Raw genomic sequence first — 26,423 nt, forward strand, 5'->3', positions numbered from 1 at the left:
GGTCAGGGGAGGCGAGGGGGGCTGTTGAACAACGGGCCTGCTGCCGAGGACTGGGCGTTCGGCCATGGGGTGCGAGGCGCCAGCTTCGAAACACGGGCTGGCGCTCCTGCGATTGCTGCGCCAGGGTGAGCCATGGCTGCAGCGAGTCATGCGAACTGTGACACAATCGCCCCCTTGATTGTTTCGTGGCAACGCACCGACAGGGCGCATCGATTATGGCACAGGACCCCAATACCCTTATCTGGCTGGACATGGAGATGACCGGCCTGGAACCCGATCGCGATCGCATCATCGAGATCGCCATCGTGCTCACCAACGAGCAGCTCGAGACCATCGCCGAGGCGCCGGTGATCACCGTTCACCAGCCCGACAGCGTGCTCGACGGCATGGACGAATGGAACCGCAACACGCATGGCAAGTCCGGCCTCACGGCGCGGGTGCGGGCATCGACCGTGTCCGAGGCGGAGGCCGAGGCTACGGTGCTGGAATTCCTGCAGCAATGGGTGCCGGCGCGCAGTTCGCCGATGTGCGGCAACTCGGTGTGCCAGGATCGTCGTTTTCTTGCACGCTGGATGCCGGGCCTGGAGGCCTGGTTCCATTACCGCAACCTCGACGTGTCCACAGTCAAGGAGCTCGCCAGGCGCTGGCGCCCGGAGGTGTACGAGGGCGTCAAGAAGGCCGGCACACACACCGCACTGGCCGACATCCACGAATCGATTGCCGAGTTGCGCCACTACCGCGATCACTTCCTGCGCCTGGACTGAGCAGCGGTCCTACTCCCTCCGCCGCAACAGCCTGAAGTTCTCCTGGCGCTTGCCGGCGCCACGGCGGAACTCCCACACTGTCTCCCATTCGGGCGCGAGCTCGACGGCGCCCTCGCGACGCTCGAGCTGCACCAGCAGCAGCGGGCACGGCGTACTGCCTGCGACGATACGTTCGGCGCGCAGCCCGGCGTAATAGTCCATCGAGGTGCGCATCGCGTCGGATAGTCCGGTGGTGGCAATGCAGCTCAGTGGCCGTTCGCTGCGTTCGCCCTGGACGGCGATGTCCAGCGATTGCACCACACCGCGGTAGCTGCGCCCATGGTCGAACCACGGCATCAGCAGGACCACGGCAAGGCTCCACAGCATGACCAGGCCGATTGCCCAGTTGGCAGGCGCTCGCGAGATGCTGCGTGGCAGGCGCGCCACGAGCAGGATCCACAGCGCAGTGATCGCCACGCCTGCGATCAGGCGGTATTGCTCCTGTGGCAGGACGAAGTCGGGCGCATTGCGCTCAACGTGGCGGGCAAGCCCTGGCGGCCACTCGAATGCCTGAGCGCTCCACGCCAGCCAGACCAGGATCCCGAATACTGCCAGGCTCATCAGCGCGAACCAGTCGAAGGCGCTCGCTGCGCCGCGACGCAGCTGCACGACCCCCACTGCCGCGAGCAAGGCGGCACCTGGAATCAGGGCGAGCATGTTGGCCTGCGACAGGTCGCCGGACAGGACCACCCAGCCCAGGCCCAGCGCGAGGCTGAGCACCGGCAGCAGGGCGGGCAGAGAGCTGAGGTGGCGGCGGGCGCGCCACAGCCCCCACAGTGCGACTGGCCACAGCGGCCACAGGAACCAGCCGACGAGTTCGAGCAGGCGGGGTGTTTCCGCGACGGCGAGTGCTGCGGCCGACAGTCTCAGCCATTCGGCGCCCAGCCACAGGTTGAGCAGTTCGGGGGCGTTCAGGTGCAGGGCAAGTGGCCAGGCACCCGACACGGCCAGCATCAGGCACAGACCGGCAAGCAGTCCGCCGCTGGCGCGCGGCTGGCGGCATTCGGCGCTGAGTAGCGCCAGCATCATCAAGGGCGCTGTGATCAAGAGCCCGCCGAGGCCGCCGGCGAGGAAGGCAAGGCCGCTGCCCAGCCCGGCCGTGACGCCGCCGGCGAGGGGGCGCCGCGGCAGTTCGGCCAGACCGCTCAGAGTCAGTGCGAGCATCGCGAACACCGCCAGCAAAGGCTGAGTCTCATGGGCATGCAGGACGAGACCGAGCGTACCGAGCGCTAGCAGGGCCGCTGGCGTGCGACTGGACCGACCATGCAGGGATTCTGCCGCGCGTGCGGTGAAGAAAATGGCGATTGCGACGAACAGCGCACTCGCAAGGCGTGCAGCGCCATGTGCCGTGAGCAGATCGCCAGCCAATGCGGCAAACACCGCTGCCACCCAGTAGTAGAGTGGCGGATAGTCTGTCAGTGGCTCGCCAGCCAGCATCGGGAACAGCGCCGACTCGCCCTGCAGGATGCTCAGCACGGGGCCGAAATAGCGCGCATCGTCGCCGCGCCAGGGGTCGTGCACGGTGAGACCGACAAGCAGGTAAGCCGCGATCAGCACGGTCAGGCCGACGGTGCCATAGATGCGGCGCTGGAACAGGGTGGGCGTGGCGGGCTCGCGAATCATGCGCGCATTGTGCGGGTGAGTTGTATTGCTGGCAAACATGCCGGCAGCGTGGGCGGAGGGAGCGGTGCGGGCGCTACGCCCGCTACGCCCGCCAGGACTGTGCAGCGCTGCTGCGCCGGGGCTTTGGGCGCCACGCTTGTGTATGCGCCGGACACAAAAAAGGCAGCCGAAGCTGCCTGCTCTGTGCTGCCGAGGCGCGTTTGGGCGCTCAGGCGTGCGGCACCTCGTCGGGCGCCGCGCGTGCCGGATCAGCTGGCGCGCTGGACGCTGCCGTACTTCTGGCGGAAGCGCTCGACGCGGCCGGCGGTGTCGACGATCTTCTGCTTGCCGGTGTAGAACGGGTGGCAGGCCGAGCACACTTCAACGTGGTAGGCGGGCTTGCCCAGGGTCGAGCGGGTGACGAACGTGTTACCGCAGGAGCAGGTCACGTTGACGTCGTTGTACTTGGGATGGATGTCCGCTTTCATGGTGGTTTCCTGATGCTGGCGGGCGGCGGATGTGACCACCCTGTTGTGAAGAATCCGGGATTATCCGACAGTCGCAACACCCATGCAAGGAAAATGCGCAGCGCGGGCCTGGCTGCGGTATTACAATCGCGCCCTTTCGGATCGGCTGCCGCCTCTGCGGCAAGGAGACCGCGGTGCTGTTGCTCGCGCCCATGGAAGGCTTGCTCGATGACGTCCTGCGCGCGGTGCTGACGCGGGTGGGCGGCTACGAGCACGCGGTGACCGAGTTCGTACGCGTTTCCGGCAGCCTTCTGCCCGACCGCTACTTTCGCCGCATCGCCCCCGAACTGGATGCCGGTAGCCGCACGGGCGCCGGAGTGCCTGTGCGGGTGCAGCTGCTCGGTTCCGACCCGGCCTGCATGGCGGCCAACGCCGAGCGCCTGGCGCGGCTCGAGCCCGCCGGGGTTGATCTCAATTTCGGCTGCCCTGCGCCCACGGTCAACCGCCATCGTGGTGGTGCCGTGCTGCTCGACGAGCCCGAACTGCTGCATCGCATCGCCGCAGCGCTCGCGGCTGTGCTGCCGCCTGACCTGCCGCTCACGGCCAAGATGCGCCTGGGGGTTGCCGACCCGGGCCGCGCGCGCGAGTGTGCGCTGGCCCTGGTCGAAGGCGGTGTGCATGGCCTGGTGGTCCATGCGCGCACCAAGGTGCAGGGCTACAAGCCGCCTGCGCACTGGGAATGGGTTGCGCGCATCGCCGATGTGGTGAACGTGCCGGTCGTGGCCAACGGCGAGGTGTGGACCGCCGCCGACTGGGTGCGCTGCCGCGCCGTCGCTGGCGTGCCGGGCGTGATGATCGGGCGCGGCGCGGTGGCTGACCCCTTCCTCGCCGCGCGCATCCGCGCAGGGCGGCTGGACGCGCCGGACGCCGCCGAGCGCGCGCGCGAATGGCAGGTGTTGCTGATGCTGCTGGAGGATTTTCGCGTCCGCGTGCGGCGCAAGGTCGAGCCGCGCCACGTGTCCGGGCGCATCAAGCAGTGGCTGCACCTGCTCGCCCGCAACTACCCACAGGCCGATCGCCTCTTCACCGACATCCGGCCCATCAAGGCGCTGGCCGAGATCGAAGCGGTGATGGCGCGACACGGCGTCCCGCTCGGTGCGCAGGCGAGCTGCGTGGCCGATACCGTTGCCGATGCCTTGCCTGAGGCCAAGCGCCTGCTGCCGATCGCCGCATGACCCAGACCGAACCGACGTGCCTCGCCGAGGACAGCCGATGAGCTACGCCAACTCCAGTATCCCGCAGAGCGCCCAGCAGACGGTGCACGATGCCCTCGCCGAGCGTGTGCGCAAGCACCTCGCCGAGCCTTTTCGCAAGCCCTACGCGGAGTACAACCGCGCCGCCTTCGACATCAGCCTGGCGGGCTGGGACGGGCGTGCGCCGCTCATCCTGGACGCCGGCTGCGGCGTGGGCCACAGCACCATCCAGATCGCCCGCCAGTTCCCGGACCACTGGGTGATCGGCGTCGATCAGTCCCAGGACCGGCTGTCGCGACGCAAGCCCTACCCGGATGCGCTGCTGCCCAGGAACATGGTCTTCGTGCGCGCCGACCTGGTTGACTACTGGCGCCTGCTCGACGCCGCCGGGCTGCGGCTGGCGCGCCACTACCTGCTGTATCCCAATCCCTGGCCCAAGATCGGCCACCTGGGGCGACGCTGGCACGCTCATCCGGTGTTCCCGTGGATCGTCCGCGCCGGCGGGGTGCTGGAATGCCGCAGCAACTGGCAGGTCTATATCGAGGAGTTCGCGTGTGCGCTCGGCGTGGCACTCGGCAGTGCGCCGTCGTGGGAGACCTTCGAGGCCGACCAGCCGCTCACGCCCTTCGAGCGCAAGTATCGCGATTCCGGCCAGGCGCTTTACCGGCTCGTACTCGAACTGCCGTCCGCCGCAATCACTGCGGGCGCTGTAACGGATCTTTGACTTGCCGGGCGGCGCTGCATGCGCCACCCTTGGTACCGACCTGTGGAGACTGCCATGACCGACCTGCCCGAAAACACCCCCGAGAACACGCCTGTACCCCCGGCCAAGCCCACTCTCATGCGTGACGAGGACTTCGAAGCGCTGGAGGAAATCCTGACCTCCGACGTCGTGCCGGAGGACTGCATGGATCTCGAGATGCTGGACGGCTACCTCGCTGGCGTTCTGCTGTCGCCGCGGCCGATCGGTCCCGAGCGCTGGATGCCCGGCGTCTGGTCGGCTCATGGCGACGAGATCGGCTTCGGCTCGGGCAGCGGATTGCAGCGCGCGATCCGTCTGGTGAAAGCCTATCACAACGAGTTGCTCGCCACCCTCGGCCTGGACGATGACGACGAGGCCTGCTGGGAGCCGTTCTGCTTCGCCATCTCCGAAGGCGACAGCCTGAAGCTGGGCGAGGCCTGGATCGACGGTTTTGCGCAGGGTCTGGACCTGTGGCCTGAAGGTTGGGAAGAAGGGCTGGACGAGGAGGCGGTGGAGGCCGTGCGCGAGGCGCTCGACGAGGTGCTCGCGCCCTGGGGCGAGGAAGACGCGGCGGGCGCCGATGATGAAACCCGTCTGGGCTGGCTCGGTGCAGTGGGCGAGACGGTCAACGACGTGTTCTCGCACTGGCGCGACCTGGGGCTGCCAACGGCAGAGGTCCTGTCGACCGAGGCGCCGCGCAAGCCCGCCGCCGCGACGCCTGGGCGCAATGACGCCTGCCCCTGCGGCAGCGGCAAGAAGTACAAGAAGTGCTGCGGCGCGGAGGGTGCGCCTCAGGAGGATTGAATCTTTCTGCAAAATGTTTTGCAGGGCATTGATTGATAAGCACTAATCAGGTGCTCGGGGGCTTGCGCGGTGTGGCCGTTGGGATAGAATCCGCGCGCCTCTCGGCCCCCGATCAATGTTCATTTCCTGCGAAAACGGTTCATGGAAGGTTTCAACCCCTGCCTGGATTGCGGCATCTGCTGCACCCACTTCCGCATCTCGTTCTACTGGGCAGAGGCGGACGATGCCCCCGGTGGGTTCGTGCCCGCCGCCATGACCGAGAAGCTCAACCATACGATGCGTTGCATGAAGGGCAGCAACACGGTGCCGCGGCGCTGTTCAGCACTCGCCGGCGAGGTTGGCAAGCAGGTCGCATGCACCATCTACGAAAACCGTCCGACGCCCTGTCGCGAGTTTCCGGTCTATTTCGACGACGGCACGCCCAACCCGAAGTGCGATGAACTGCGCGCCACCATTGGCCTGCCGCCGCTGCCGCACTCGCCATTGCCCCAGTCGCCGCTGCCGCGTGCAGCCTGACGGAATGCGCCTCACCCCGGCCGACCAACTGCGGCCAGCACCGCAAGCGCACCTGCAGCGCGCAGGCGCTCGATCTGGGCGTGGTCACGTACGAACAGGGAACCTGCGTACGCCAGCGAGTTGATCGACACGTCCTGCCATTTCTCCTGCGTGCGCGGCACCAGCAGCAGGCACTCGCGGCTGACCAGCAGGTTGTAGTCAGGCATCGATTGGGCGCGCGCGGGCATGGAAAGCGCTGCGCAGGCAGTCTGGAGAGCTGCGCGCAGGTTCTGGCCGGCAGCTGTGTCGTCTCTCCACGCGTGCTCTTCCAGACCGACGAACGCGTGTGCCCAGGGCAGTGCGGGGTTGCATACCGCGTACCCGGGCCTATCGAGGCAGGAGCGCGGCACGAAGGGTGTCAGTGCAGCTGCGGTCGACGGTACCCACTGCAAGTGCTTGTGCGCCTGGCTGGCACCGGCAATGCGTCCGCCGTTGTAGAAACCCAAGCCGCCATGTGCGCGCAGCACCTTTGCGAGGGCGAGCAGGTCGGAGTCCGACAGTGCTGCCGTCTGGGGCTCGAACGCACGGGTGACGATCAGCAGGTGGCGCTCGATCACCGGAAACTTGTTGAGCACGACGAGGTGATGCTCGCCGATTGCTGCCACCGTCAGCGCGGGCTCAGGCGGCAGGAATGGGTTGAAGTCGGGGCGCCGGCGAATGACGGTGTCGACGCGTGCGCGGTCCTTGAGTGCGAGCGAGGATACCCAGCGTACGGAAAAGCGCAGGCCTTCGGCGTCGAGCCAGGTCTGCTCGGTGCGAATGGGCTGCAGCGCACCGCACGCGAAGGCGTCTGCGCTGCAGCGGTCTGCACGCTGCAGCAGCGCGTCCATAGGACAATCGGCTGTCGTTGCGCCGGGAGCGTCCGTTTCGTTGGCGGATGCTTCGATGCGGGGTGGCGCGATGGCGGTAGGGCGGGCGGTGCGGGTCATGCGGGCGAGTGGTCTGGGCCAAGGGGGGGATGTCGTTCCCTGCATGCTACATGGAGCGTTAAGCTCCGACCATTGGGCTGGGCACACGCGGAGGCTCGCGGGTGGCGCCGGTCAGCCATTCATCAAGCGCGTACCGGCTTGAGTCACTGACCTTGTGCGATGATCCGGCAAAGGAGAAAAGCGGCCATGGAGCAGGTCGATGTCGTGGTGATCGGTGCCGGCGTGGTGGGGCTTGCGTGCGCGAAGGCCTTGGCCGAAGCAGGCCGCGAGGTGCTCGTCATCGAGCGTGAAGACCGTATCGGTAGCGGTATCAGTGCCCGCAGCAGCGAGGTCATCCACGCCGGTCTGTACTATCGGCCGGGCTCGCTGAAGGCCCGGCTGTGTGTAGCCGGGCGGGAGATGCTGTACGCGTACTGTGCGCGGCGTGGGGTCGCGCATGTGCGCTGCGGCAAGCTTGTGCTTGCCGCGCGGGCGGCCCAGACCGATGCGCTCGAGGCGATCGCGGCGCGTGCCCGCGCCAACGGGGTAGGCGACCTGCGCCGGCTCGATGGCAGCGCCTTGGCAGCGCTCGAACCGGCGCTGGAGGCACATGCGGCGCTGCTGTCGCCGTCGACCGGCATCATCGACAGCCATGGCCTGATGCTCGCCCTGCTGGCCGATGCCGAGCGCCATGGTGCCGTGCTTGTGCTGCGCAGCCCGGTGACTGGCGGGGTTGCCGAGGATGGGGGTGTGGTGCTCGAGGTGGGCGGCACCGCGCCGATGAAGCTGCGCGCGCGCTGGGTGGTCAATGCGGCCGGGTTGGAGGCGGTCGGTCTGGGGCGTGCCATCCGCAGCGCGGCCTCGGCGCAGGCGCCGCGGGCCTGCTATGCGCGCGGGGTGTATTTCGGCTATGCCGGCAAGGCGCCGTTCTCGCATCTCGTCTATCCCATCCCCGAGCCTGGCGGGCTGGGCGTACACCTCACCCTGGACCTGGCCGGCCAGGCCCGCTTCGGGCCCGATGTCGAGTGGGTCGATTTCCCCGACTACCATGTCGATCCAGCGCGGGCGGAGCGCTTTGCCAGCGCCATCCGCGACTGGTGGCCCGCGCTCGATGCAGCGCGACTGCAGCCTGCCTATGCCGGCGTGCGGCCGAAGATCGTCGGCCCGGGCGAGGCGGATGCCGACTTCCGCATCGACGGCCCGGTGCAGCATGGCGTGGCGGGTCTGGTGCACCTTTACGGCATCGAATCGCCCGGCCTGACCTCGGCGCTGGCAATCGGCGCCCATGTGGCGGGGATGGTGATCAGCGGTGCTAGCCTTCAGGCTGAGGGTTCGGCCTCTGCCTCGACCCCGCCGATGCTGTAGAAGAGCTCGACCACTGCCGTGCGTGGCAGCTCGCGGACGATGAAGACCAGGCGGCTCTTGCGGTCGTCGTAGGGCGGCTGGTCGGGCCAGGCTGGCAGGCTCGTGGGCTGGTAGATCGAGTGCTGAACGCATTGGACGATGCGTGGCAGCGGGTCGCCGGCGACGTTGAGCAAGCCCTTGATGCGCAGCACGCGTTCGCCGTAGACCTGCAACAGCAGGCCGAGCGCATCCGAGAAGGCGAACCAGTTGAGCGGCTCGGGGAAGGTCAGCACGTAGCTCGTCACGTTCGCGTCGTGGCGGGCAGGCGCCGTCGGCGCCACGATCGGCTGGCCGCTCTTGCGCCAGGCCAGCGGCGCAGCAAGTGCGGCCTTGCGTGCCTGCTGATGGCGCACCCGCTCTTCGCCAAGCCAGGCCGCGACGTCAGGCGACTTGGCGCCAGGGTCGTAGAGCCCGCAGCCGAACACGACATCCGGGTCAATGCTGCCATGGCTGATCTCGACCTGCTGCGCGCCCGGGTTGAGTGTCGCGATGCGGGCTGCAACCTCTGCCAGGGTTGCGGTGTCGGCGAGGTCGCACTTCGTGATCAGCAGGCGATCGGCCATCGCCACCTGGCGCACCGCCTCGCGGTTGTCGCCGAGCTGGGTGATCGCATGGGTGGCGTCCACTGCGGTGATCACGCCGTCGCAGCGGTAGCGTTCGGCTATGAAGGGTTCCTCCATCACGGTATGCACCACCGGCACCGGGTCGGCAAGGCCGGTGGTCTCGATCAGCACGCGGGTGACGGGCGGAATCTCCTTGCGTAGCGCGCGCATGAAGATGCCCTTGAGCGCCTTCACCAGGTCGCCCTGCACGCTGCAGCAGATGCAGCCGGAGTCGAGCAGTACGACCGATTCGTCGACCTGCTCGACCAGATGATGATCAACGCCGACCTCGCCGAATTCGTTGATCAGTACCGCCGCACCAGCCATTTGCGGCTGCTTGAGCAGGTGGTTGAGCAAGGTGGTCTTGCCCGCCCCGAGGAAGCCGGTGAGGATGGTGACCGGGATGCGGTGGTCGTGAGAGGCAGGTGGTGGGGCGCTGGGCGGCGTTGTGGAGCTCATGTTCGGCAGGCGGTGGAGGGCGTGAGGACGTGATGGTAGCAGCAGCGTTGGATGGAAGAATGCAAAAGGCTCGCGACTGGCGTCGCTCCTGCGGTGCCCCGTAGCGCACGTCGCCTGCAGGGGGCGCGGCGCGGGCCGGCAGGCCGGATTCAATTGAGTTGGAACGGGCTCGCAGGCTACAGTGGCGACCGTTTGTGGAGAATACGATGACGATGCAGTTTGAAGTGCGCGGGGAGTACATTCAGCTCGACCAGTTGCTCAAGGCGAGCGGGCTGGTGGGCTCGGGGGGTGAAGCGCATGCCCTGGTCGAGCAGGGCGGTGTGGCGGTGGATGGCGTGTGCGAGACGCGCAAGCGCGCCAAGCTGAGGCCCGGGCAGCGCGTGCGCCTGGGCGGTGAGGAGGTGGTACTGGTCGCCGCGGGCGCTCAGGGCAGATAGCTGCCGTTGCTCTTTGGTCTGCCGTTCGCCGGGGCGGGCAGGCTTGCTCGCGCCTTGCTGCGCGCGAGACGCTCCCAGATCCAGCCGCCGGGCAGGTCTTCGCCGGTGAGCACGTAGTTGAGCGTGTGCTCGTTGCCGACGATGAGCCGGAAATCGTTCAGCGCGGCCGCGGTACCGGCGAGCAGCAGTTCGTCACCGGCTCGGATTGGCGTGTTGGCGGCCGGCATCAGCAGGTGGTCGTCGTCGTCGCGATCGAGGAATAGCACTTCGCAGTGCAGCGCCACGCTGCGATCGACCGGCCAGCGCAGCAGCATCGACAGCGTCACAGTCTCGCCGCGCATCAGGCGCCGGTAGAGGGCTGGGGCGCGGCTGAGGTTGATGCGTTCGCTGCGGATCTCGGGCACGGTCCAGCCCAGGCGGGTGGTGAGGCGTTCGAGGTGGGCGCCGCACCAGTCCTCGTCACGCGTGCGCACCTCGGCAAGGAAGGGGGCGAGCAGCGGTGTGCTGAGGATGGCCAGGCATTCGTGGGCGATGATGCGGCTCGGGACTACGGTGATGTCCGATTCGAAGGCATCGAACAGGGCGCGGTTGTCGTAGTGGTTCTGGCGCAGGATGACGAACAGCCCGGGGTTGAGCTCGCGCGCGGTCACCGCGATCGACAGGTTGTCGACATCGGAGCTGGTGCCGCACACGATACCGCTGGCGGTGGTCACGCCTGCTTCGGTGAGGGCGTCCTTGCCGGTGCCGTCGCCCTGCACCCAGCGGTGCACGCCGTCGCCCTTGGGCTCGATGTCGATGATCGTTACCGGCACCGCTTCGGCATCCATGGCATCCACCATCCAGCGCCCGAAGCGGCCATGGCCGCAGATGATCCAGTGTCCGCGCGGCGGGTCGCGCCGGCGTTCGAAGCGCGTGCCCGACAGCCCGGTGAGCCAGCCCATGAGCTGGGAAGCGTTGGGCGCATGCAGCGCTAGCGCCAGCGTCTCGCTGAAGCGTTCGAAGGGGTTGATGATGTGGCGGGTGCCGAAGGAGGCCATGTTTGCCGAGGTGGCGCGATGCTCGGCACGGCATACCGCCGGCACCTTTGGCGCCAGCAGGCGCGCCGAGATGGCCAGTGCGAGGTTGGTCTGGTCGTCGTTGGTGAGCGCAACCACGCCCGCGCAATGGGGGTGTGTGAGGCCGGCATACTTGAGCGTTTCGGGGTTGCCGGCGTCGGCGCAGATTGCCGGTACGTCGAGCGCGTAGCTGTGCAGGTCGATCTCGCCCACCTTGTTGTCGTCGATTTCCAGTACGACGGCGCGCACGCCCTTGCGGTCCAGTGCCTGGCAGATGAGCCGGCCGGTCTCGCCATAGCCGGCGACCAGGTAGAAGGGTTCGCGCAGGCGGCGCACCGCGCGCACGAAGCGCTGCATCGATATGGCCTGGCGCAGGCTGCGGTCCGACAGCAGGTTGAACACCGAGCCCAGCGTGTAGGCCCAGCCGATCACCGACATGTAGATGGAGATGGTCACCCACAGCCGCTGCTGGTCGGAGAATGAGTAGGGCACCTCACCGAAGCCGATCGTCGTCGCCGTGTAACTCATGAAGTACAGGGCGTGGAAGAAGCTCAGGTAGGTGACCTTGCCGTCGTCGTCCACGCCGGGTACCAGCGTGAGCCCGAGCACCGAGATCGCCATGATCGTGATCAGCATGATCAGCGGTGTGCGCATGCGCCGCATGATCAGGAAGAAGACGCTGTGGTGGCGGGCGAGCGGTTCCATGGCCGTTATCCGGGCGGGAGCAAGTCAGCGGCGCTGGATGATGGTCTCGGCGATGAGGATGACCACCGACACCATGTTGGCCAGCAGCGCGCCTGCGGACAGCGACACGATGCTGGCCGTGGCCTCCGGTGTCACGCCTGCTGCGGAGACGTGGGCAGCGTAGCCCCACACCATGGCCGCCGCCACCAGCTGGAGGTCGGCCACCAGGCTTGTCGACAGGTGGATGGCACCGATCTGGGTGCGATCGCCGAACTTGAGCACGGTGGCGATCATGCTCACCACGAGGGCGGCGAACAGTTCGTAGATGTGATGGTGGGTGGGGTTGTCGAAGTCGCCGAGCACGAAACCGAAGTTGAGCGTGGCAGCGAGCACGATGAAGAAGCCGAAGATGACTTTTTCGAGGTTCATGGCGGGCAGGTCCGGGTCAGAAAAGGGTTCCGTCGACGTAGTACCAGCGCTCGTCGACACGCACGAAGCGGCTGCGCTCGTGCAGCCGGTGGGCGCGGCCACCGATACGGTAGCGGGCGACGAACTCGACCTCGGCGCGGTCGGGTGCGCAGCGTACATGGTCCCTGACCTGCAGGCCGATCCAGCGTACCGCCGGCTCATTGGCTAGGTCGAGCGCAGCCGGGCGCGTGCTGGGGTGCCAGGTGGCGAGCAGGTAGTCTTCGCGGCCGAGCACGAAGGCGGTATAGCGCGAGCGCATGAGGGCTTCGGCACTGGCGGCCGGTGCGCCGCTGTCTAGCAACAACGCGCAGCAGTGCGCATGGAGGCGGCTGGAGCCGCAGGGGCAGGGCTGGTCTGGCTTCATGCTGGATCAAAATGCTGCAATGCCCCGATTCTGCCCGAATTCGACGCATGCACAGAGAAAACCGCTAACGCGCATGGGATGCCGCGCGGCGGGCAGCGGGCTTGCGGTATCCTCGCACGCTTTCACATCCGCTTAACGAACCGCGCTCGCGATGGACAAAGACACACAACAACGCATCCGCACCACCCGGCGCTACCTGCTGATCGGCCTGTTGACGGCCGCGCCGCTGTGGGTCACCTGGCTCGTATTCGACTTCATCTTCACCCAGCTCTCGAAGCTGGGCACGCCCTGGGTCGTTGCCATCTCGCGCGGCCTGCGGCGCAACTACCCGGCGATTGCCGATTTCATCCTGCTTCCGCAGTTCCAGTCGGTACTGGGCGTCATCTTCACCCTGGTGGTGCTCTACCTGCTGGGCTGGCTGGCTTCGCTGGTCATCGGCCAGCGCATCATCGACTGGCTCGAGCGCCTGGTGCAGAACATTCCTCTGGTGGCGGCCATCTACGGCGGCACCAAGCGATTTCTCGCCGCCGTCAAGGAGAAGCCCGCTGGCGTGCAGCGCGTCGTGCTGATCAGTTTCCCCAGTCCGGACATGAAGGCAGTGGGCTTCGTCACCCGGGTGATCCGCGACGAGACCACCGGTGAGGAACTGGCTGCCGTATATGTGCCGACTTCGCCCAATCCGACCTCCGGATACATCGAGATCGTGCCGGTGTCGAAGGTCGTGTCGACCGACTGGACCATGGACGAAGCAATGAGCTTCGTGATGACCGGAGGCGCCACCTCGCCGGCGAACATCCGTTATCGCGCGGCAGGCGAAAGCCGCGCCGGAGAGGAGTAGAATCTGCAAGTTTTCACCCGGATCACATGTCTGCTTGCTGCGCTGCACCGCAAGTCTTATAAAAGACATATAATCCAGTTCGATCCGCAAGGGTGATCCCCGTGCGGAGCCTTGATCACCGCCACGAAAAGTGAGGAAGTCGCCGTGCTTGAAGCCTACCGTGCCCATGTCGCCGAACGTGCCGCCCTCGGAATCCCGCCGCTGCCGCTGTCCAAGCAGCAGGTCACCGAGCTGGTCGAGCTGCTGAAGAACCCCCCCGCCGGCGAGGAGGCCTTCCTCGTCGAGCTCCTCACCTATCGTGTGCCGGCTGGCGTCGATGACGCAGCCAAGGTCAAGGCCGAGTTCCTCGCCAAGGTTGCCAAGGGCGAAGAGGCCTGTGGCCTGGTATCGCGCGCCAAGGCCACCGAACTGCTCGGCACCATGCTGGGCGGCTTCAACATCAAGCCGATGATCGACCTGCTGGGCGACGCCGAAGTGGGCGCAGTCGCGGCCGAGGGCCTCAAGAAGACCCTGCTGATGTTCGACTACTTCCACGACGTCAAGGAACTGGCCGCCGCCGGCAACGCCAACGCCAAGGCCGTCATGCAGTCGTGGGCCGACGCCGAGTGGTTCACCAGCCGCCCGGAAGTCCCCGCCTCGCAGAAGCTCACCGTGTTCAAGGTCACCGGCGAGACCAACACCGACGACCTGTCGCCCGCACCGGACGCCTGGTCGCGCCCCGACATCCCGCTGCACGCGCTGGCCATGCTCAAGAACCCGCGCCCGGGCATCGAGCCGGAAGAGGCCGGCGTGCGTGGTCCGGTCAAGTTCCTCGAGGAGCTCAAGGCCAAGGGCAACCTGGTCGCCTACGTTGGCGACGTGGTCGGTACCGGTTCCTCGCGCAAGTCCGCTACCAACTCGGTGCTGTGGTTCACCGGTGAGGACATCCCCTTCGTGCCGAACAAGCGCTTCGGCGGCGTGTGCCTGGGCTCCAAGATCGCCCCGATCTTCTTCAACACCATGGAGGACGCCGGCGCGCTGCCGATCGAGATCGACGCCGGCCAGATGGACATGGGCGACGAGATCGAGCTCAAGGTCGACCACGCCACCGGCAAGGTCACCGCGCTGAAGAACGGCGCCATGATCGCCGAGTCGCAGCTGAAGACCCTGGTGATCCTGGACGAGGTGCGCGCAGGTGGCCGCATCCCGCTGATCATCGGCCGTGGCCTCACCACCAAGGCGCGTGAGGCCCTCGGCCTGCCGCCCTCGACGCTCTTCCGCCTGCCGCAGGCCCCCGCCGACACCGGCAAGGGCTTCTCGCTGGCGCAGAAGATGGTCGGCCGCGCCTGCGGCATGCCGGAAGGCCAGGGCATCCGCCCGGGTACCTACTGCGAACCCAAGATGACCACCGTCGGCAGCCAGGACACCACCGGCCCGATGACCCGCGACGAGCTCAAGGACCTCGCCTGCCTCGGCTTCTCCGCCGACCTGGTAATGCAGTCCTTCTGCCACACCGCGGCCTACCCGAAGCTGGTCGACGTCAAGATGCACCGTGAGCTGCCGAGCTTCATCAGCACCCGCGGCGGCGTGTCGCTGCGTCCGGGCGACGGTGTCATCCACTCCTGGCTCAACCGCCTGCTGCTGCCCGACACCGTCGGCACCGGCGGCGACAGCCACACCCGCTTCCCGATCGGCATCTCCTTCCCGGCCGGCTCCGGCCTGGTGGCCTTTGCCGCCGCGACCGGCGTGATGCCGCTCGACATGCCGGAATCGGTGCTGGTGCGCTTCAAGGGCACGATGCAGCCGGGCGTCACCCTGCGTGACCTGGTCAACGCGATCCCGCTGTACGCCATCCGCCAGGGCCTGCTGACGGTCGAGAAGAAGGGCAAGAAGAACATCTTCTCCGGCCGCATCCTCGAGATCGAAGGCCTGCCGGATCTGAAGGTCGAACAGGCTTTCGAACTGACCGACGCTTCGGCCGAGCGCTCCGCCGCCGGCTGCACGGTCCACCTCAACAAGGCGCCGATCGTCGAGTACATGAACTCGAACATCACCCTGATGAAGTGGATGATCGCCAACGGCTACCAGGATGCCCGCACCCTCAAGCGCCGCATCAAGGCCATGGAAGACTGGATCGCCAACGGCGAGCTGCTCTCCGGTGATGCCGACGCCGACTACGCCGCCGTGATCGAGATCGATCTCGCCGACATCAAGGAGCCCATCGTCGCCTGCCCGAACGACCCGGACGACGTCAAGCTGCTGTCCGAAGTCGCCGGCGACAAGATCGACGAAGTCTTCATCGGCTCGTGCATGACCAACATCGGCCACTTCCGCGCCGCCGGCAAGGTGCTCGACGGCAAGACCGACATCCCGACCCGCCTGTGGATCGCCCCGCCCACCAAGATGGACGCGATGATCCTCAACGAGGAAGGCTACTACGGCGTGCTCGGCAAGTCCGGCGCCCGCATGGAGATGCCGGGCTGCTCGCTGTGCATGGGCAACCAGGCGCAGATCCGCAAGGGCAGCACCGCGATGTCGACCTCGACGCGTAACTTCCCCAACCGCCTGGGCATCGACACCCGCGTCTATCTGGGTTCCGCCGAGCTGGCTGCGGTGTGCGCGCTGATGGGCAAGATCCCGACCGTGCAGGAGTACCTGGCGCAGGTGGAGGTGGTCAACAAGAAGGCCGCCGACATCTACCGCTACATGAACTTCGACCAGATCGAGGAATTCCGCTCGGTCGCGGATACGGTGGAAGTCTGAGGCGGTAGCTAGCTGGAAGGCTGGGACGGCCGGGAGGCCGTCTCGCGTGAGAACCCCTCGTCAGAGTGTCTGACGAGGGGTTTTGCTTTATGTGGGCGTGAATACGCATGACGTTCCACATCTGCCGAGGCGCGCTCGACAACTCGAACGCCTATGTCGAGCAGCACGGCTTGCCGCTCGCGCAGTTTCGGAACTTCTGATGGCACGCTTCGACGTCTGCCGGAACAGCGCGGGCGGAGGGTTCAAAGCCGATGAGCATCCACTGGCGGCTGGGTGTGCCTTTGCCCGGGCGGCTGTTCAGGGAGTTCAGCATCTTGAGAGGGGCGTGAGCGGTAGGGGCGGGCGGTCTGAGTGGGAAGATTTGTGCTTGGCGCCGCGCCTGCAAGCGGTCGCAGGTGGAGGATAATCGGCGCATGAAAACACGCCGCCTCCCCTCCCGCATCGTCTGCCTCACCACCGAAACCGTCGAAGTCCTCTACGCCCTGGGCGAGGAAGCCCGCATTGCGGGCATCACGGGTTACACCGTGATCCCGCCGCGCGCGCGCAAGGAGAAGCCCAAGGTGTTTGCCTTCTCCAGCGGCGACCTGGAGAAGATCCTCGCGGTCAATCCCGATCTGGTGCTGGGTTTTTCCGACATGCAGGCCGACGTGGCGCGCGATCTGATCAAGGCGGGCGTGGCGGTGCATGTGTTCAACCAGCGCAGCGTGGACGGCATCCTGGCGATGATCGAGACGCTGGGCCGCCTGGTCGGGGCGGAGGATCGCGCGCTGGCCCTGGTCGAGGAGCTCGAGGCGACGATGGCGGCGGTGCGTGCGCAGGCTGCTGCGCTGCCGCGGCGACCGCGGGTTTATTTCGAGGAGTGGGACGAGCCGCCGATCAGCGCGGTGGGCTGGGTGTCGGAGCTGATCGGGATCGCTGGCGGCGAGGATGTCTTCGCCGAGCGCGCATGCCATCCGGGCGCGGCCCAGCGCATCCTGGCCGATCCCCTGGAGGCGGCCAGGCGGGCGCCGGACATCGTGGTCGGCTCGTGGTGTGGCAAGCGCTTCCGCCCCGAACGCGTGGCAGCGCGCGCCGGCTGGGAGGACGTACCGGCAGTGCGCGATGGCGAATTGCACGAGGTGAAATCGGCGTTGATTCTGGCGCCCGGACCGGTTGCGATCCGCGAAGGCTTGCCGGCGCTGGTCGAGCTGATTGCGCGCTGGGCAGTGCGCCAACACGCCTGAGGCGGCAACGGCGGCGGCGACGCCGTACAGCCGGCCCGCTTATAGTGCGGGCTTCGTGGCCTGCCTTGCCGGGCCGCGCTGCGCCGGATACGCTCACGTCATTGAACACGTTTCGAGAGGCAGTCTGCCCACCATGAGCCCTTCCACCCGTAGCGAAGCCCAGCAGCGCGTTGACGATATCCATGCCTTTCGTGTGGAACTCGCCCGCCTCGAAGGCGAGGGCGTGCTCCAGCTCGAGAGCGCACAGCGGCAGGCGCTGACGCGCCACCACGACAGCGTGCTGGACGACTTTGCGGTGCGCTTCGACATCGACCGCGACACCCAGGCGCGCCAGCTCTCCCTAGGCATGCGTGTGGCCTCATTCCTCGGCGCACTGGCTTTGGCGGCGAGCGTGTTCTTTCTGTTCTACCAGTTCTGGGGCTTCTTCACCGAGACCGCCCAGGTCGTGACCCTGATCGGCGCCAGCCTGGCCAGCCTGGGGCTCACGGCATGGATCCAGGGCCGCGATGCCTCGGGCTACTTCACCAAGCTTGCGGCCATGGTGGCGTTTGCCTGCTTCGTGCTCAACCTCTACATGCTGGGGCAGATCTTCAACGTCACACCGTCGGATACGGTGCTGCTGCCCTGGGCCACGTTCGCCTTCCTGCTTGCCTACCGTTATGACTTGCGTCTGCTGCTGGCTGCGGGCATTTGCTGCGTCATCGCCTGGGTGTCGGCGAGGGTGGGGGCCTTTGGTGGCGTGTACTGGCTGTCGGCCGGTGAGTGGCCCGAGCATTACTTCCCGGTCGGTGCGCTGCTACTCGCAGTGCCGATGCTGATTTCGCATCGGCGTTTTGCCGGCTTCGAGGCCATCTATCGTGTGTTCGGCTTGCTTTGCTTGCTGGTGCCGATGCTGATCCTGGGGCACTGGGGGCGGGGCAGTCACCTGGACATCGACCCCTGGCTCATCGAGGGCGGCTATCAGGTGGCGGGCTTTGTGGTCAGTGCGCTGGCGATCTGGACGGGCGCTCGGCGCTCGTGGAACGACATGGTCAACACCGGCATCGTGTTCTTCGTGCTCCTTCTCTATACCAAGTTCTTCGACTGGTGGTGGGCCATCATGCCGAAATGGTTGTTCTTCCTCGTGCTCGCGCTGTCGGCGATCCTGGTCCTGGTCGTGCTAAGGCGTCTGCGTGGGCGCGGGGTGCCGGCATGAACACGCGTACGCTTACCCTGGCCTTGGGGGCCGCAATAATCGTGGTGGCCAATGCTGTCGCTTTGGGCGGGGTCGCCTGGAACCGTAGCGGCGAACCCGAGAGCCGCCTGGCGCTGTCGCAGCGCGAACTGGCGAAGACGGCTGAATGGCGGGCTCACCATGAGGACAGCGGCCTCGCACTGTCGTTGAAATGGCGCATACCGCGCGCCGGGCAGGAAGCTTACGAGAAGAACGGCTACTGGAGCTATGGCGGCAGCCCGTCCTGGCTGGACGAGCGCCGCCTTGCCGAGCTGGGTTTCGACGTTGAGCGAGCGAAGGCGCAAGGGGCAGGGCAGCAGCCTTACCTGCGCAAGTCAGAGCGTGAGGTGCTGGTCGTGCTCGAGCTGGCCGGAGCGGCCTGGGAGCAGGCGCTGGAGGGGGCCCGCCGCAACCTCGCCGACAAGCAGGCTGCGCTGGCGGCGGAGCCCGATGCAGAGCAGGTCATCCGTGCGGAGAAGCAGGCGCGCGACTGGCTGGAGCGTGAAGAACGCCACAATAGCCGCCTCTTTGCGATTGACGCCGGCACTGATCTTGCTGGCCTGCGCGCGCAGTACCCCGACCGAAGCCGCTACATGATCCTGACTGCCCACCTGCGCCTGCATCGCAGTGCGAACGGCGACGAAGTCGTGCTGGGGGGATACCTGAACACCCGCGCCGGACACCGCATCAATGTGCCGCATGCCTTGCGCGGTACTTTTGCCGCTGCGCGGGTGGCGGAGGTGTATGAGGTGTATGAGGCGAGCGGAGCGGCGCCGTTTGGCGTGTTGCTTGCGGTGGGGCGGCGGCTTGAGCCGTGGATCGAGTCTGTCGTTCAGCGTTGAACGGGCACCGGGGCGCGGCGCCGTAATTGCCTTTGAAGGCTCGCGGCTTGCGCCGCTCCCAGTGGAGAGACTCACCCGCGGCGGCTGGCTTTGCGGTAGGAGCGGCGCCAGCCGCGAGCTTTTCCGAGCCAGACCCAGGCGGCATCGCCTTCAACCCCTCGCGGCTCGCGCCGCTCCTACAGCGCTCCAACCGCTGCCGATCGCTCCCTGGAACTGCGAGCTTTTGTGCGTCCCCGCCTTGACCGTCAAGCCTTGTGGTGAAGCGAGGCGGGTGGGGAAGCGAAGAGGGCGATCGAGAACTAGAATGAAAGTGAAGGGTCCAGTATCCGAAGCTTAGAAGGAGACCGCAATGAGCCCGATTTCCGCCCCCCAGGCGAGCGGCATGCAGCAGTATGGCGCCACCGTCCAGCAGGGCGCTGGCGCGGCGCGGGCGCAGCCCTTGCCGACCCGGGCCGAGGCCCGTGAGCAACTCAACGTGCAGATTCTGCAGTCGTCGATGGAGGTCTCGATCCGCTCCGGTGATGAATCACTCGCCCTGTTGCTGAGGTCGGCAATCGAAGGTATCAATGCGGCGCTCGCGCCGACGCTCGGCCCTGATGCGTTGCAGAACGCAATGACCCAGGACAACTCGGCTGAGGCAACGGCCGAACGTATCGTGTCGATGTCGACAGGCTTTTTCGAGGCTTATGCGTCGGGCCGGCCGGGCGAGGATGCCGAGACGGTGTTGCGCGATTTCATCGACGTGATCCGCGGGGGCTTCGAGCAGGGCTTCAACGAGGCGCGTGACATCCTGAGCGGGCTGGGGGTGTTCAATGGCCAGGTCGAATCCGACGTGATGAAGACGCGTGAACTGGTGCTGCAGGGGTACGACCGCTTCATCCTCGACCGCCTGCCGACGGCCGACCAGCAGGCCTGAGCCTTGCGTTGGCCGTCAGCCTTGCTGCGGTGCCGAGGCCTTGAACCAGGCCTCGAGGAACTCCACGCACACGCGCAGCTTGGCCGAGTGTGACAGCCGCGAGGGGTAGACGGCATACACGTCGGCTTCTTGCGCATAGTCGGGCAGGACGCGAACCAGTTCGCCGCTGGCGAGGCTCGGGCCGACGTCCCAGATCGAGCGCAGGATGATGCCGTGGCCATCGGCTGCCCAGCGCCGCACCACCTCGCCATTGTTTGCAGACAACGGGCCGCCGACGCGGACCGTTTCCAGCCCCTGCGGGCCGCGCAGGCTCCAGCGCCCGAAATCCTGGTCGCGCTCACGGATCACGATGCAGTCGTGCGCAGCCAGCGCTTGCAGGCTGCTCGGGGTGCCGTGGCGTTCGAGGTAGGCGGGGGCGGCGCACAGGACGCGAGCGTTACCGGCGATGCGGCGCGAGATCAGGTTGGCTTCCTGCACCGTACCGATGCGAACGTCGAGTTGGAAGCCTTCGCCCACCAGGTCGACCGGGCGGTCGAGCAGTTCGAGCTGGATCTCCAACGCGGCATAGCGCTTGGCGAGTGCGGACAGCGCGGGGGCAAGGCAATTGCGGCCGAACCCGGAGCTGCAGCACAGCCGCAGCAATCCGGCCGGCTCGGCGCGGTGGCTGCTGATTGCCTCGGTCATCTGGTCGACATTGTCGAGTATGCGCTGGGCCCACTGGTGGACGATGTCGCCCTGCTCGGTGATGCGCAGGCTGCGTGTGCTGCGATGTACAAGGCGGGTTTGCAGGTTCTGCTCCAGCAGTGCGATCCGCTTGCTGATCAAGGCCTTGGAGACGCCGAGTTCGCGTGCCACGGCGCTGAAACTGCGCTGGCGCACGAGTTCGCAGAAGAGACGGAGGTCTTCGAGTTGGGGTCTATTGTTCACTATTCATGTACATCGAGTTCACGCTTTTCTGGATTGTAGCTTTTTACGTGAACGCTAAGCTTGGCGTTCGTGGCATGAGGATGCCAAAAAAGTCGTTTGGGCCAAGCGGAGAGAGCGGGAATGAAGACACACAGGATTGCGGTCATCGCAGGGGACGGAATTGGCAACGAGGTGATGCCGGAAGGCCTGCGCGTGGTTGAGGCGGCCGCGCACAAGTTCGGCATCGGCTTGGCGTTCACCACCTTCGACTGGGCCCATTGCGGCTACTACGAGAAGCACGGGCAGATGATGCCGGCGGACTGGTTCGAGCAGCTCCGAGGTTTCGATGCGATCTACTTCGGCGCGGTGGGCTGGCCTGACAAGGTGCCCGATCATATTTCGCTGTGGGGCTCGCTGCTCAAGTTCCGGCGTGATTTCGACCAGTACGTGAACCTGCGCCCGGTGCGCCTGATCCCGGGTGTCCCCTGCCCACTGGCAAACCGGAAGGTCGGTGACATCGACTTTTACGTGGTGCGTGAGAATACCGAGGGCGAGTACTCGGCGATCGGGGGGCGCATGTTCGAGGGCACCGAGCGCGAAACGGTGATCCAGGAATCGATCTTCACGCGCAAGGGTGTCGACCGGGTGCTGAAGTACGCTTTCGAGCTGGCGCAGCAGCGGCCGAAGAAGCATCTGACCTCGGCGACCAAGTCGAACGGGATGGCGATCAGCATGCCGTACTGGGACGAGCGTGTTGAGAACATGGCTGCCGCCTACCCCGACGTGCGCTGGGACAAGTACCACATCGACATCCTGACCGCGCGCTTCGTGCTCAGCCCGGAGCGCTTCGACGTGGTGGTGGCCTCAAACCTGTTCGGCGACATCCTGTCCGACCTGGGCCCGGCGTGCGCGGGGACGATCGCGATTGCGCCCTCGGCCAATCTCAACCCCGAGCGCAGCTTCCCGTCCCTGTTCGAGCCGGTTCATGGTTCGGCGCCAGACATTTACGGACGCAACATCGCCAATCCGGTGGGCATGATCTGGTCCGGGGCGATGATGCTCGACTTCCTGGGCAATGGGGATGCGGCCCATACCGCTGCACACGATGCCATCCTGCGTGCAATCGAGACCACGCTTGCCGAGGGGCCGCGCACGCCCGACATGGGTGGTACAGCCAGCACCAGCGACATCGGCAGGGCAATCGCCGCCGCGCTGTAAACGCAGCTGCCCGCCTGGGTGGCGGGCAGCGGGCGACACTTGGCGGGACCCCAGGGGGTGTTACTTGTCTTCGCCGTTCTGGCCGCGGACGATGAGCACGCTGATGCCGACCTTGCGCACGAGGTTCTCCGCCACGCTGCCGAGCAGCAGTCGGCGTACGCCGCGGCGGCCATGGGAGCCGACCACCAGCAGGTCTGCACCCGAGCTCTTGACCGCTTCGGCGATCAGGTCGTCGGTGTGCTCGCCATGGCCGCGCAGCATGTGGATGCGCGCGTTTACACCTGCAGCCTGTGCCTGCTCGAGCGCGCGGTTCAGTACGCCCTTGCCGCCAGACTCGAGCGCGTCCTTGAGTTGATTGGCGTTGGAGGTGGTGACCCCGCCGCTGTGGAAGACATGGACGAGGTGCTCGTCGATGGCGTGGGCGATCTCGAGCAGCGCGCCGTGCACCTTGGCGACGCCGATGGCTTCGTCGAGAGCCTTCTGCGAGGTGCGGCTCTCGTCGATGGCGATGAATACGTGTTTGTACATGCGTGACTCCTGTCGTGAGGGCGGGCGGCCCGCGTACTGTGCAGCCGCCCGCAGGGGGTCAGTCCAGGCCCTTGGCCGTGTTTGCCGGGTTGACGAACTTGCGCTGGAAGGCGAATACCACGCCTGCAGCAGCCAGGCCGATGAGGTCAGAGGCGAGGCCGCCTGCGATCATCGCCAACGCTGCCAGGATAAGCACAACACGCAGCGCCAGGTTGACCAGGCCGAAGAACCAGCCCTGGATGCCCGAGGCGAGCAGGTAGATGCCGAAGGCCGCGGTGACGAAGGCGTGCAGGTTCTCGTACCAGGCGCCTTGCATGAGCAGCGGCGCGGCATAGAAGAACATGAACGGAACCACGAAGGCGGCAAGGCCGAACTTGAAGCTCTCGACACTGGTCTTCATCGGGTCCGACTGCGCAATGGCGGCACCGGCGTAGGCTGCGAGCGCGACCGGCGGCGTGATGGCCGACATGACGGCGTAGTAGAAGATGAAGAAGTGCGCCGTCAGTGGCTCGATGCCGAGCTGGATCAGACCCGGGGCGATGACGCTGGCGGCCACCGCGTAGGCAGCCGTTGTCGGCATGCCCATGCCCAGGATGATCGACACGCACATCGCGAAGAACAGCGCCACCAGCTGACTCTGGCCCGCGAGCTCGAGCAGCATCGACGAGAAGCGGGTGCCGATGCCGGTGAGCGCAATGACGCCGACGATGACACCCGCTGCGGCGCACACCGCGACGAGCTGCAGCGACATGCGGGCGGCGATCTCGAAGGCGTAGAGGATCTCCTTCACGCCCATGCGGAAGGGCGTGAACCAGCTCACCACCGCGGCGGCGGCCATGGCCAGCGTGCCGGCGCGGATCACCGAGTAGCCCATGAAGAGGGCGCCGATCAGGGTGAAGATGGGAATGAACAGGAAGGCCTGGCGGGCGAGCTTGCCGAACTCGGGCAGGTCTTCGCGCGGCAGGCCGCGCATGCCCTTCTTCAGCGCTTCCTTGTCGACCATGAAATAGATCGACAGGAAATACAGAGCGGCCGGGATGATGGCGGCGATGACGATGTCCGAGTACGCGATGCCCGTGATCTCGGCCATGATGAAGGCGCCGGCGCCCATGATCGGCGGCAGGATCTGGCCGCCGGAGGAGGCGGCTGCCTCGACCGAGGCCGCCGTCTGCGGTGTGTAGCCGACGCGCTTCATCAGCGGGATGGTGAGCGAACCGGTGGACACGACGTTGCCGGCCGAGGTGCCGTTGATGGTGCCCATCAGTGCCGACGAGAACACCGCCACCTTGGCCGGCCCGCCGCGCGCACCACCTGCGGCAGCGAAGGCGAAGTTCACGAAGTACTCGCCCACGCGGCTAGCCTGCAGAAAGGCTGCGAAGGTGATGAACAGAATGATGTAGGTGGACGAGATCGCCGTGGTCGGGCCCAGGATGCCGTTGTCGGTGTAGATGAAGGCGAAGAAGCGCGCCGGGGCATAGCCCTTGTGCTCGAGCACGCCGGGGAGCCATGGGCCGACGAAGCCGTAGAGGATGAATACGGAGACGATCGCGACCAGGGCGAGGCCGGCGAGGCGGCGGGTCATCTCCAGAATGAGCAGAATGCCGGCGATCGAGGCAAACATGTCATTGAAGTGGGGGAAGACCTGGGCGCGGATACGCAGGAACTCGGCGTGCGAGATGATATAGGCGCCGACCGTGATTGCGGCGACGGCCATCAGCACGTCGGGCAGGGCGACGCGGTCGCGGGCGTGGGTGGGAGAAACCCATGAGGCGATCAGCGCAAGCGTGGTGCCGCCGAGCAGTGGATAGCCGAAGGTCCACAGCATCGCCTCCTTGGGGGCACCGGTCTTGACCAGTTCGCCAGAGGTGATGGCGAGCATGATCTGGCCCAGGGCGATCAGGATCATCACCGCTGCAGGCAGCAGCAACGCCCACTCGAGCGGGCTGAGCGCCTTCTTCCCGGCCGGCTCGGCCGGAAACGCGCGCCCCGAAAAATAGATGAAGCCGAGCGCCAGGCCGGCGGCGACGTGGGTCAGGCGGAACACCCAGGTCTCGAGGGGGTAGAAGTTCATCACCCCGATGTGGAAGGCGGTGTAGAGAATGCAGAGGGCGGCGAACACCCATGCAAGCTTGCCGGTGAATACGCGCTGGTTGGCAACGACGACTTCGGCGTCGACGCCCGCTGCGATGTTGTCCTTGTCGCGAATCTCGAAGTCGCTGGCTGGACCGGCCGTGTTCGCCGATTGCGGCGCTTGGCTGTTCATTGGGAGTCCTCCCGGTGCTGTTCTCGTTGGGATAGGGTCAAAAAAAGGGCCAGAGTCGCGGCATCGCGTTGCTCTGGCCCTTTGTCAGCGCAGGCTTCAGTCCTTGAGCTTGGCCGGGAGCGTGATGCCCTTCTCTTCGTAATAGCGCACGGCACCCGGGTGGTAGGGCAGGAAGCCGTTCTTGTCGACGTTCTCGAGCAGGGTCTCGGCAGCAGCGCTATGGATCTGCATCATGCGCGGATTGTTCTCCATCACCAGCTTGGTGATCTCGTAGGCGAGGCTGGCGGGCATGTCCTTGTGCGCTGTGGCGAAGTTCCACATGGCCACGGTGTTCTGGTCATAGTCGTGCCCGGAGTAGGTGCCGGCCTTGATCGTCAGCGCGGAAACCTCGGGGTGCTTGTCGAGGATTTTCGGCAGTTCGGTGTCATTGAAACCGAACATCACCACCTTGGCTTCGGCTGCGAGCTGGCTGAAGGCCGAGATCGGGATACCCGCGGCGAAGCAGAAGGCGTCGAGCAGGCCGTCCTGCAGCTGGCTGGCAGCGTCGGATGCGCCCGAGTTGGACTGCCGCGGCTTGACATCGAGGGTCGCCATGAAGCGCGGCCAGTAGGTGCCAGGGGTGCCGCCTGCGGGGCCGACGCTGACGCGCTTGCCGTTGAGGTCGCTCACCGCCTTGATGCCGGAACTGGCCATGGTGATGCACTGGAAGGGCGTCTGATACATCGGGAACAGGGCGCGCACATCGGTGTGCGGCAGGCCGGGTGCGAGTTCGCTCTTGCCGTTCCAGGCGTCGTACATCGGGCCCATGGTAACCAGGCCGATGCCGTGCTCCTTCATCTGCACCAGGGTGGCGTTCTGTACCGGACCACCGGTCACTTCGCCGCTGGCGGTGATGCCGAACGTCTCGCCGATGTAGGCGGCGAGGCCGTTGCCATACACGAAGTAGGTACCGCCCTGGCTCGCCGTGCCCACCGTGAGGGCGCGCGGCCAACCGGTACGGTCCTGGGCGATGGCCGCTCCTGCGCTGACGAGCGTGGCGCCGGCAACGACGGCTGCGATGGTTTTGACGAATCCTTTCATACCTGTCTCCTGGTCAAGTGGAATGGCCTTGCCGCACGAAGTGTTCG

General features: G+C 66.4%; 26 protein-coding genes. 15 read left to right on the plus strand and 11 right to left on the minus strand.

Annotated elements, in window-relative coordinates; genetic code table 11:
- Positions 1-215 precede the first annotated feature (215 nt).
- On the plus strand, positions 216-764 hold the full coding sequence (orn, locus tag B447_RS15220; protein WP_002942283.1) for an oligoribonuclease: 549 nt from the start codon (positions 216-218) through the stop codon (positions 762-764).
- 9 nt (positions 765-773) lie between these two features.
- On the opposite strand, the gene B447_RS15225 is transcribed toward orn, so the two are convergent.
- Positions 774-2,426, minus strand: coding sequence for an ArnT family glycosyltransferase (locus B447_RS15225; protein WP_002942285.1), 1,653 nt, complete (start codon positions 2,424-2,426; stop codon positions 774-776).
- Between the two features lie 248 nt (positions 2,427-2,674).
- Positions 2,675-2,893, minus strand: a complete 219-nt coding sequence (gene rpmE / locus B447_RS15230; RefSeq protein WP_002927961.1) for a 50S ribosomal protein L31 — start codon at positions 2,891-2,893, stop codon at positions 2,675-2,677.
- 173 nt (positions 2,894-3,066) lie between these two features.
- Here rpmE and B447_RS15235 point away from each other — a divergent pair, with 173 nt between their 5' ends.
- The 4 genes from B447_RS15235 to B447_RS15250 all read left to right on the plus strand — a co-directional run bounded on the left by B447_RS15235 (position 3,067) and on the right by B447_RS15250 (position 6,187).
- Positions 3,067-4,107: a tRNA dihydrouridine synthase gene (locus tag B447_RS15235; protein ID WP_002942287.1), complete on the plus strand. Its 1,041-nt coding sequence runs from the start codon at positions 3,067-3,069 to the stop codon at positions 4,105-4,107.
- Between the two features lie 37 nt (positions 4,108-4,144).
- On the plus strand, positions 4,145-4,849 hold the full coding sequence (gene trmB / locus B447_RS15240) for a tRNA (guanine(46)-N(7))-methyltransferase TrmB (RefSeq protein ID WP_002942294.1): 705 nt from the start codon (positions 4,145-4,147) through the stop codon (positions 4,847-4,849).
- 54 nt (positions 4,850-4,903) lie between these two features.
- Complete coding sequence (locus B447_RS15245) at positions 4,904-5,671, plus strand: YecA/YgfB family protein (protein WP_002942297.1); 768 nt, start codon at positions 4,904-4,906, stop codon at positions 5,669-5,671.
- Between the two features lie 141 nt (positions 5,672-5,812).
- Positions 5,813-6,187: a YkgJ family cysteine cluster protein gene (locus tag B447_RS15250; protein ID WP_002927970.1), complete on the plus strand. Its 375-nt coding sequence runs from the start codon at positions 5,813-5,815 to the stop codon at positions 6,185-6,187.
- Positions 6,188-6,198: 11 nt separating this feature from the next.
- Here B447_RS15250 and B447_RS15255 read toward each other — a convergent pair whose 3' ends face one another.
- Entirely contained in the window at positions 6,199-7,056 is an 858-nt protein-coding gene (locus B447_RS15255; RefSeq protein ID WP_002942306.1) for an ATP adenylyltransferase family protein, read from the minus strand.
- 285 nt (positions 7,057-7,341) lie between these two features.
- Here B447_RS15255 and B447_RS15260 point away from each other — a divergent pair, with 285 nt between their 5' ends.
- On the plus strand, positions 7,342-8,499 hold the full coding sequence (locus tag B447_RS15260) for an NAD(P)/FAD-dependent oxidoreductase (protein WP_002942309.1): 1,158 nt from the start codon (positions 7,342-7,344) through the stop codon (positions 8,497-8,499).
- Here B447_RS15260 and B447_RS15265 read toward each other — a convergent pair.
- Entirely contained in the window at positions 8,454-9,599 is a 1,146-nt protein-coding gene (locus tag B447_RS15265) for a CobW family GTP-binding protein (protein WP_002942312.1), read from the minus strand. The two genes, B447_RS15260 and B447_RS15265, sit on opposite strands and share 46 nt — an antisense overlap.
- A gap of 206 nt (positions 9,600-9,805) precedes the next feature.
- On the opposite strand from B447_RS15265, the gene B447_RS15270 reads away from it, so the two are divergent.
- Positions 9,806-10,036 carry an RNA-binding S4 domain-containing protein gene (locus B447_RS15270; RefSeq protein WP_002927982.1) on the plus strand — a complete coding sequence of 77 codons (231 nt, stop codon included), beginning with the start codon at positions 9,806-9,808 and terminating at the stop codon, positions 10,034-10,036.
- Here B447_RS15270 and B447_RS15275 read toward each other — a convergent pair.
- The 3 genes from B447_RS15275 to B447_RS15285 are packed head-to-tail and all read right to left on the minus strand — an operon-like array spanning position 10,024 to position 12,607.
- A complete protein-coding gene (locus tag B447_RS15275) occupies positions 10,024-11,796 on the minus strand; it encodes a potassium channel family protein (protein WP_002942316.1) in 1,773 nt (590 codons plus the stop codon). The genes B447_RS15270 and B447_RS15275 overlap by 13 nt on opposite strands.
- 24 nt (positions 11,797-11,820) lie before the next feature.
- Complete coding sequence (locus B447_RS15280) at positions 11,821-12,204, minus strand: DUF6394 family protein (RefSeq protein ID WP_002942318.1); 384 nt, start codon at positions 12,202-12,204, stop codon at positions 11,821-11,823.
- A gap of 16 nt (positions 12,205-12,220) precedes the next feature.
- A complete protein-coding gene (locus B447_RS15285) occupies positions 12,221-12,607 on the minus strand; it encodes a YchJ family protein (RefSeq protein WP_002942320.1) in 387 nt (128 codons plus the stop codon).
- Between the two features lie 151 nt (positions 12,608-12,758).
- Here B447_RS15285 and B447_RS15290 point away from each other — a divergent pair, with 151 nt between their 5' ends.
- The 7 genes from B447_RS15290 to B447_RS15315 all read left to right on the plus strand — a co-directional run bounded on the left by B447_RS15290 (position 12,759) and on the right by B447_RS15315 (position 20,381).
- Positions 12,759-13,445: a DUF502 domain-containing protein gene (locus B447_RS15290; protein ID WP_002942323.1), complete on the plus strand. Its 687-nt coding sequence runs from the start codon at positions 12,759-12,761 to the stop codon at positions 13,443-13,445.
- 144 nt (positions 13,446-13,589) lie between these two features.
- Positions 13,590-16,187, plus strand: a complete 2,598-nt coding sequence (gene acnB / locus B447_RS15295; protein WP_002927992.1) for a bifunctional aconitate hydratase 2/2-methylisocitrate dehydratase — start codon at positions 13,590-13,592, stop codon at positions 16,185-16,187.
- A gap of 107 nt (positions 16,188-16,294) precedes the next feature.
- Entirely contained in the window at positions 16,295-16,387 is a 93-nt protein-coding gene (locus B447_RS22605; RefSeq protein ID WP_002942331.1) for a type II toxin-antitoxin system CcdA family antitoxin, read from the plus strand.
- Between the two features lie 213 nt (positions 16,388-16,600).
- Entirely contained in the window at positions 16,601-17,410 is an 810-nt protein-coding gene (locus B447_RS15300) for an ABC transporter substrate-binding protein (RefSeq protein WP_002942332.1), read from the plus strand.
- A gap of 133 nt (positions 17,411-17,543) precedes the next feature.
- Positions 17,544-18,605, plus strand: coding sequence for a DUF2157 domain-containing protein (locus B447_RS15305; protein ID WP_002942333.1), 1,062 nt, complete (start codon positions 17,544-17,546; stop codon positions 18,603-18,605).
- The gene (locus B447_RS15310; RefSeq protein WP_002942336.1) at positions 18,602-19,465 is read left to right on the plus strand and encodes a DUF4824 family protein; all 864 of its coding nucleotides are present in this window, start codon (positions 18,602-18,604) and stop codon (positions 19,463-19,465) included. Before B447_RS15305 ends, B447_RS15310 begins: the two co-directional genes overlap by 4 nt.
- Positions 19,466-19,814: 349 nt before the next feature.
- Positions 19,815-20,381, plus strand: coding sequence for a DUF5610 domain-containing protein (locus B447_RS15315; protein WP_002942339.1), 567 nt, complete (start codon positions 19,815-19,817; stop codon positions 20,379-20,381).
- A 15-nt stretch (positions 20,382-20,396) separates the two neighbouring features.
- On the opposite strand, the gene B447_RS15320 is transcribed toward B447_RS15315, so the two are convergent.
- Complete coding sequence (locus B447_RS15320; protein ID WP_002942342.1) at positions 20,397-21,308, minus strand: LysR family transcriptional regulator; 912 nt, start codon at positions 21,306-21,308, stop codon at positions 20,397-20,399.
- Between the two features lie 120 nt (positions 21,309-21,428).
- Here B447_RS15320 and B447_RS15325 point away from each other — a divergent pair, with 120 nt between their 5' ends.
- Positions 21,429-22,505 carry a tartrate dehydrogenase gene (locus B447_RS15325; protein WP_002942352.1) on the plus strand — a complete coding sequence of 359 codons (1,077 nt, stop codon included), beginning with the start codon at positions 21,429-21,431 and terminating at the stop codon, positions 22,503-22,505.
- A 60-nt stretch (positions 22,506-22,565) separates the two neighbouring features.
- Here B447_RS15325 and B447_RS15330 read toward each other — a convergent pair whose 3' ends face one another.
- The 3 genes from B447_RS15330 to B447_RS15340 all read right to left on the minus strand — a co-directional run bounded on the left by B447_RS15330 (position 22,566) and on the right by B447_RS15340 (position 26,376).
- Positions 22,566-23,033, minus strand: coding sequence for a universal stress protein (locus B447_RS15330; RefSeq protein WP_002942353.1), 468 nt, complete (start codon positions 23,031-23,033; stop codon positions 22,566-22,568).
- 58 nt (positions 23,034-23,091) lie between these two features.
- Entirely contained in the window at positions 23,092-25,296 is a 2,205-nt protein-coding gene (locus tag B447_RS15335) for a TRAP transporter permease (protein ID WP_002942354.1), read from the minus strand.
- A gap of 96 nt (positions 25,297-25,392) precedes the next feature.
- Positions 25,393-26,376: a TAXI family TRAP transporter solute-binding subunit gene (locus B447_RS15340; RefSeq protein WP_002942357.1), complete on the minus strand. Its 984-nt coding sequence runs from the start codon at positions 26,374-26,376 to the stop codon at positions 25,393-25,395.
- Between the last annotated feature and the right edge of the window lie 47 nt (positions 26,377-26,423).

The organism is Thauera sp. 27, from assembly GCF_000310125.2.
Taxonomy (GTDB): Bacteria; Pseudomonadota; Gammaproteobacteria; order Burkholderiales; family Rhodocyclaceae; genus Thauera; species Thauera mechernichensis.

Coding starts and splice junctions, on each gene's coding strand:
- B447_RS15285 (WP_002942320.1), bottom strand. CDS start 12,607: ATGAAGCCAGACCAGCCCTGCCCCTGCGGCTCCAGCCGCCTCCATGCG.
- B447_RS15250 (WP_002927970.1), top strand. CDS start 5,813: ATGGAAGGTTTCAACCCCTGCCTGGATTGCGGCATCTGCTGCACCCAC.
- orn (WP_002942283.1), top strand. CDS start 216: ATGGCACAGGACCCCAATACCCTTATCTGGCTGGACATGGAGATGACC.
- B447_RS15225 (WP_002942285.1), bottom strand. CDS start 2,426: ATGATTCGCGAGCCCGCCACGCCCACCCTGTTCCAGCGCCGCATCTAT.
- B447_RS15305 (WP_002942333.1), top strand. CDS start 17,544: ATGAGCCCTTCCACCCGTAGCGAAGCCCAGCAGCGCGTTGACGATATC.
- B447_RS15330 (WP_002942353.1), bottom strand. CDS start 23,033: ATGTACAAACACGTATTCATCGCCATCGACGAGAGCCGCACCTCGCAG.
- B447_RS15340 (WP_002942357.1), bottom strand. CDS start 26,376: ATGAAAGGATTCGTCAAAACCATCGCAGCCGTCGTTGCCGGCGCCACG.
- B447_RS15280 (WP_002942318.1), bottom strand. CDS start 12,204: ATGAACCTCGAAAAAGTCATCTTCGGCTTCTTCATCGTGCTCGCTGCC.
- B447_RS15270 (WP_002927982.1), top strand. CDS start 9,806: ATGACGATGCAGTTTGAAGTGCGCGGGGAGTACATTCAGCTCGACCAG.
- B447_RS15275 (WP_002942316.1), bottom strand. CDS start 11,796: ATGGAACCGCTCGCCCGCCACCACAGCGTCTTCTTCCTGATCATGCGG.
- B447_RS15255 (WP_002942306.1), bottom strand. CDS start 7,056: ATGGACGCGCTGCTGCAGCGTGCAGACCGCTGCAGCGCAGACGCCTTC.
- B447_RS15335 (WP_002942354.1), bottom strand. CDS start 25,296: ATGAACAGCCAAGCGCCGCAATCGGCGAACACGGCCGGTCCAGCCAGC.
- trmB (WP_002942294.1), top strand. CDS start 4,145: ATGAGCTACGCCAACTCCAGTATCCCGCAGAGCGCCCAGCAGACGGTG.
- B447_RS22605 (WP_002942331.1), top strand. CDS start 16,295: ATGACGTTCCACATCTGCCGAGGCGCGCTCGACAACTCGAACGCCTAT.
- B447_RS15315 (WP_002942339.1), top strand. CDS start 19,815: ATGAGCCCGATTTCCGCCCCCCAGGCGAGCGGCATGCAGCAGTATGGC.
- B447_RS15245 (WP_002942297.1), top strand. CDS start 4,904: ATGACCGACCTGCCCGAAAACACCCCCGAGAACACGCCTGTACCCCCG.
- B447_RS15325 (WP_002942352.1), top strand. CDS start 21,429: ATGAAGACACACAGGATTGCGGTCATCGCAGGGGACGGAATTGGCAAC.
- B447_RS15265 (WP_002942312.1), bottom strand. CDS start 9,599: ATGAGCTCCACAACGCCGCCCAGCGCCCCACCACCTGCCTCTCACGAC.
- rpmE (WP_002927961.1), bottom strand. CDS start 2,893: ATGAAAGCGGACATCCATCCCAAGTACAACGACGTCAACGTGACCTGC.
- B447_RS15300 (WP_002942332.1), top strand. CDS start 16,601: ATGAAAACACGCCGCCTCCCCTCCCGCATCGTCTGCCTCACCACCGAA.
- B447_RS15310 (WP_002942336.1), top strand. CDS start 18,602: ATGAACACGCGTACGCTTACCCTGGCCTTGGGGGCCGCAATAATCGTG.
- B447_RS15260 (WP_002942309.1), top strand. CDS start 7,342: ATGGAGCAGGTCGATGTCGTGGTGATCGGTGCCGGCGTGGTGGGGCTT.
- B447_RS15290 (WP_002942323.1), top strand. CDS start 12,759: ATGGACAAAGACACACAACAACGCATCCGCACCACCCGGCGCTACCTG.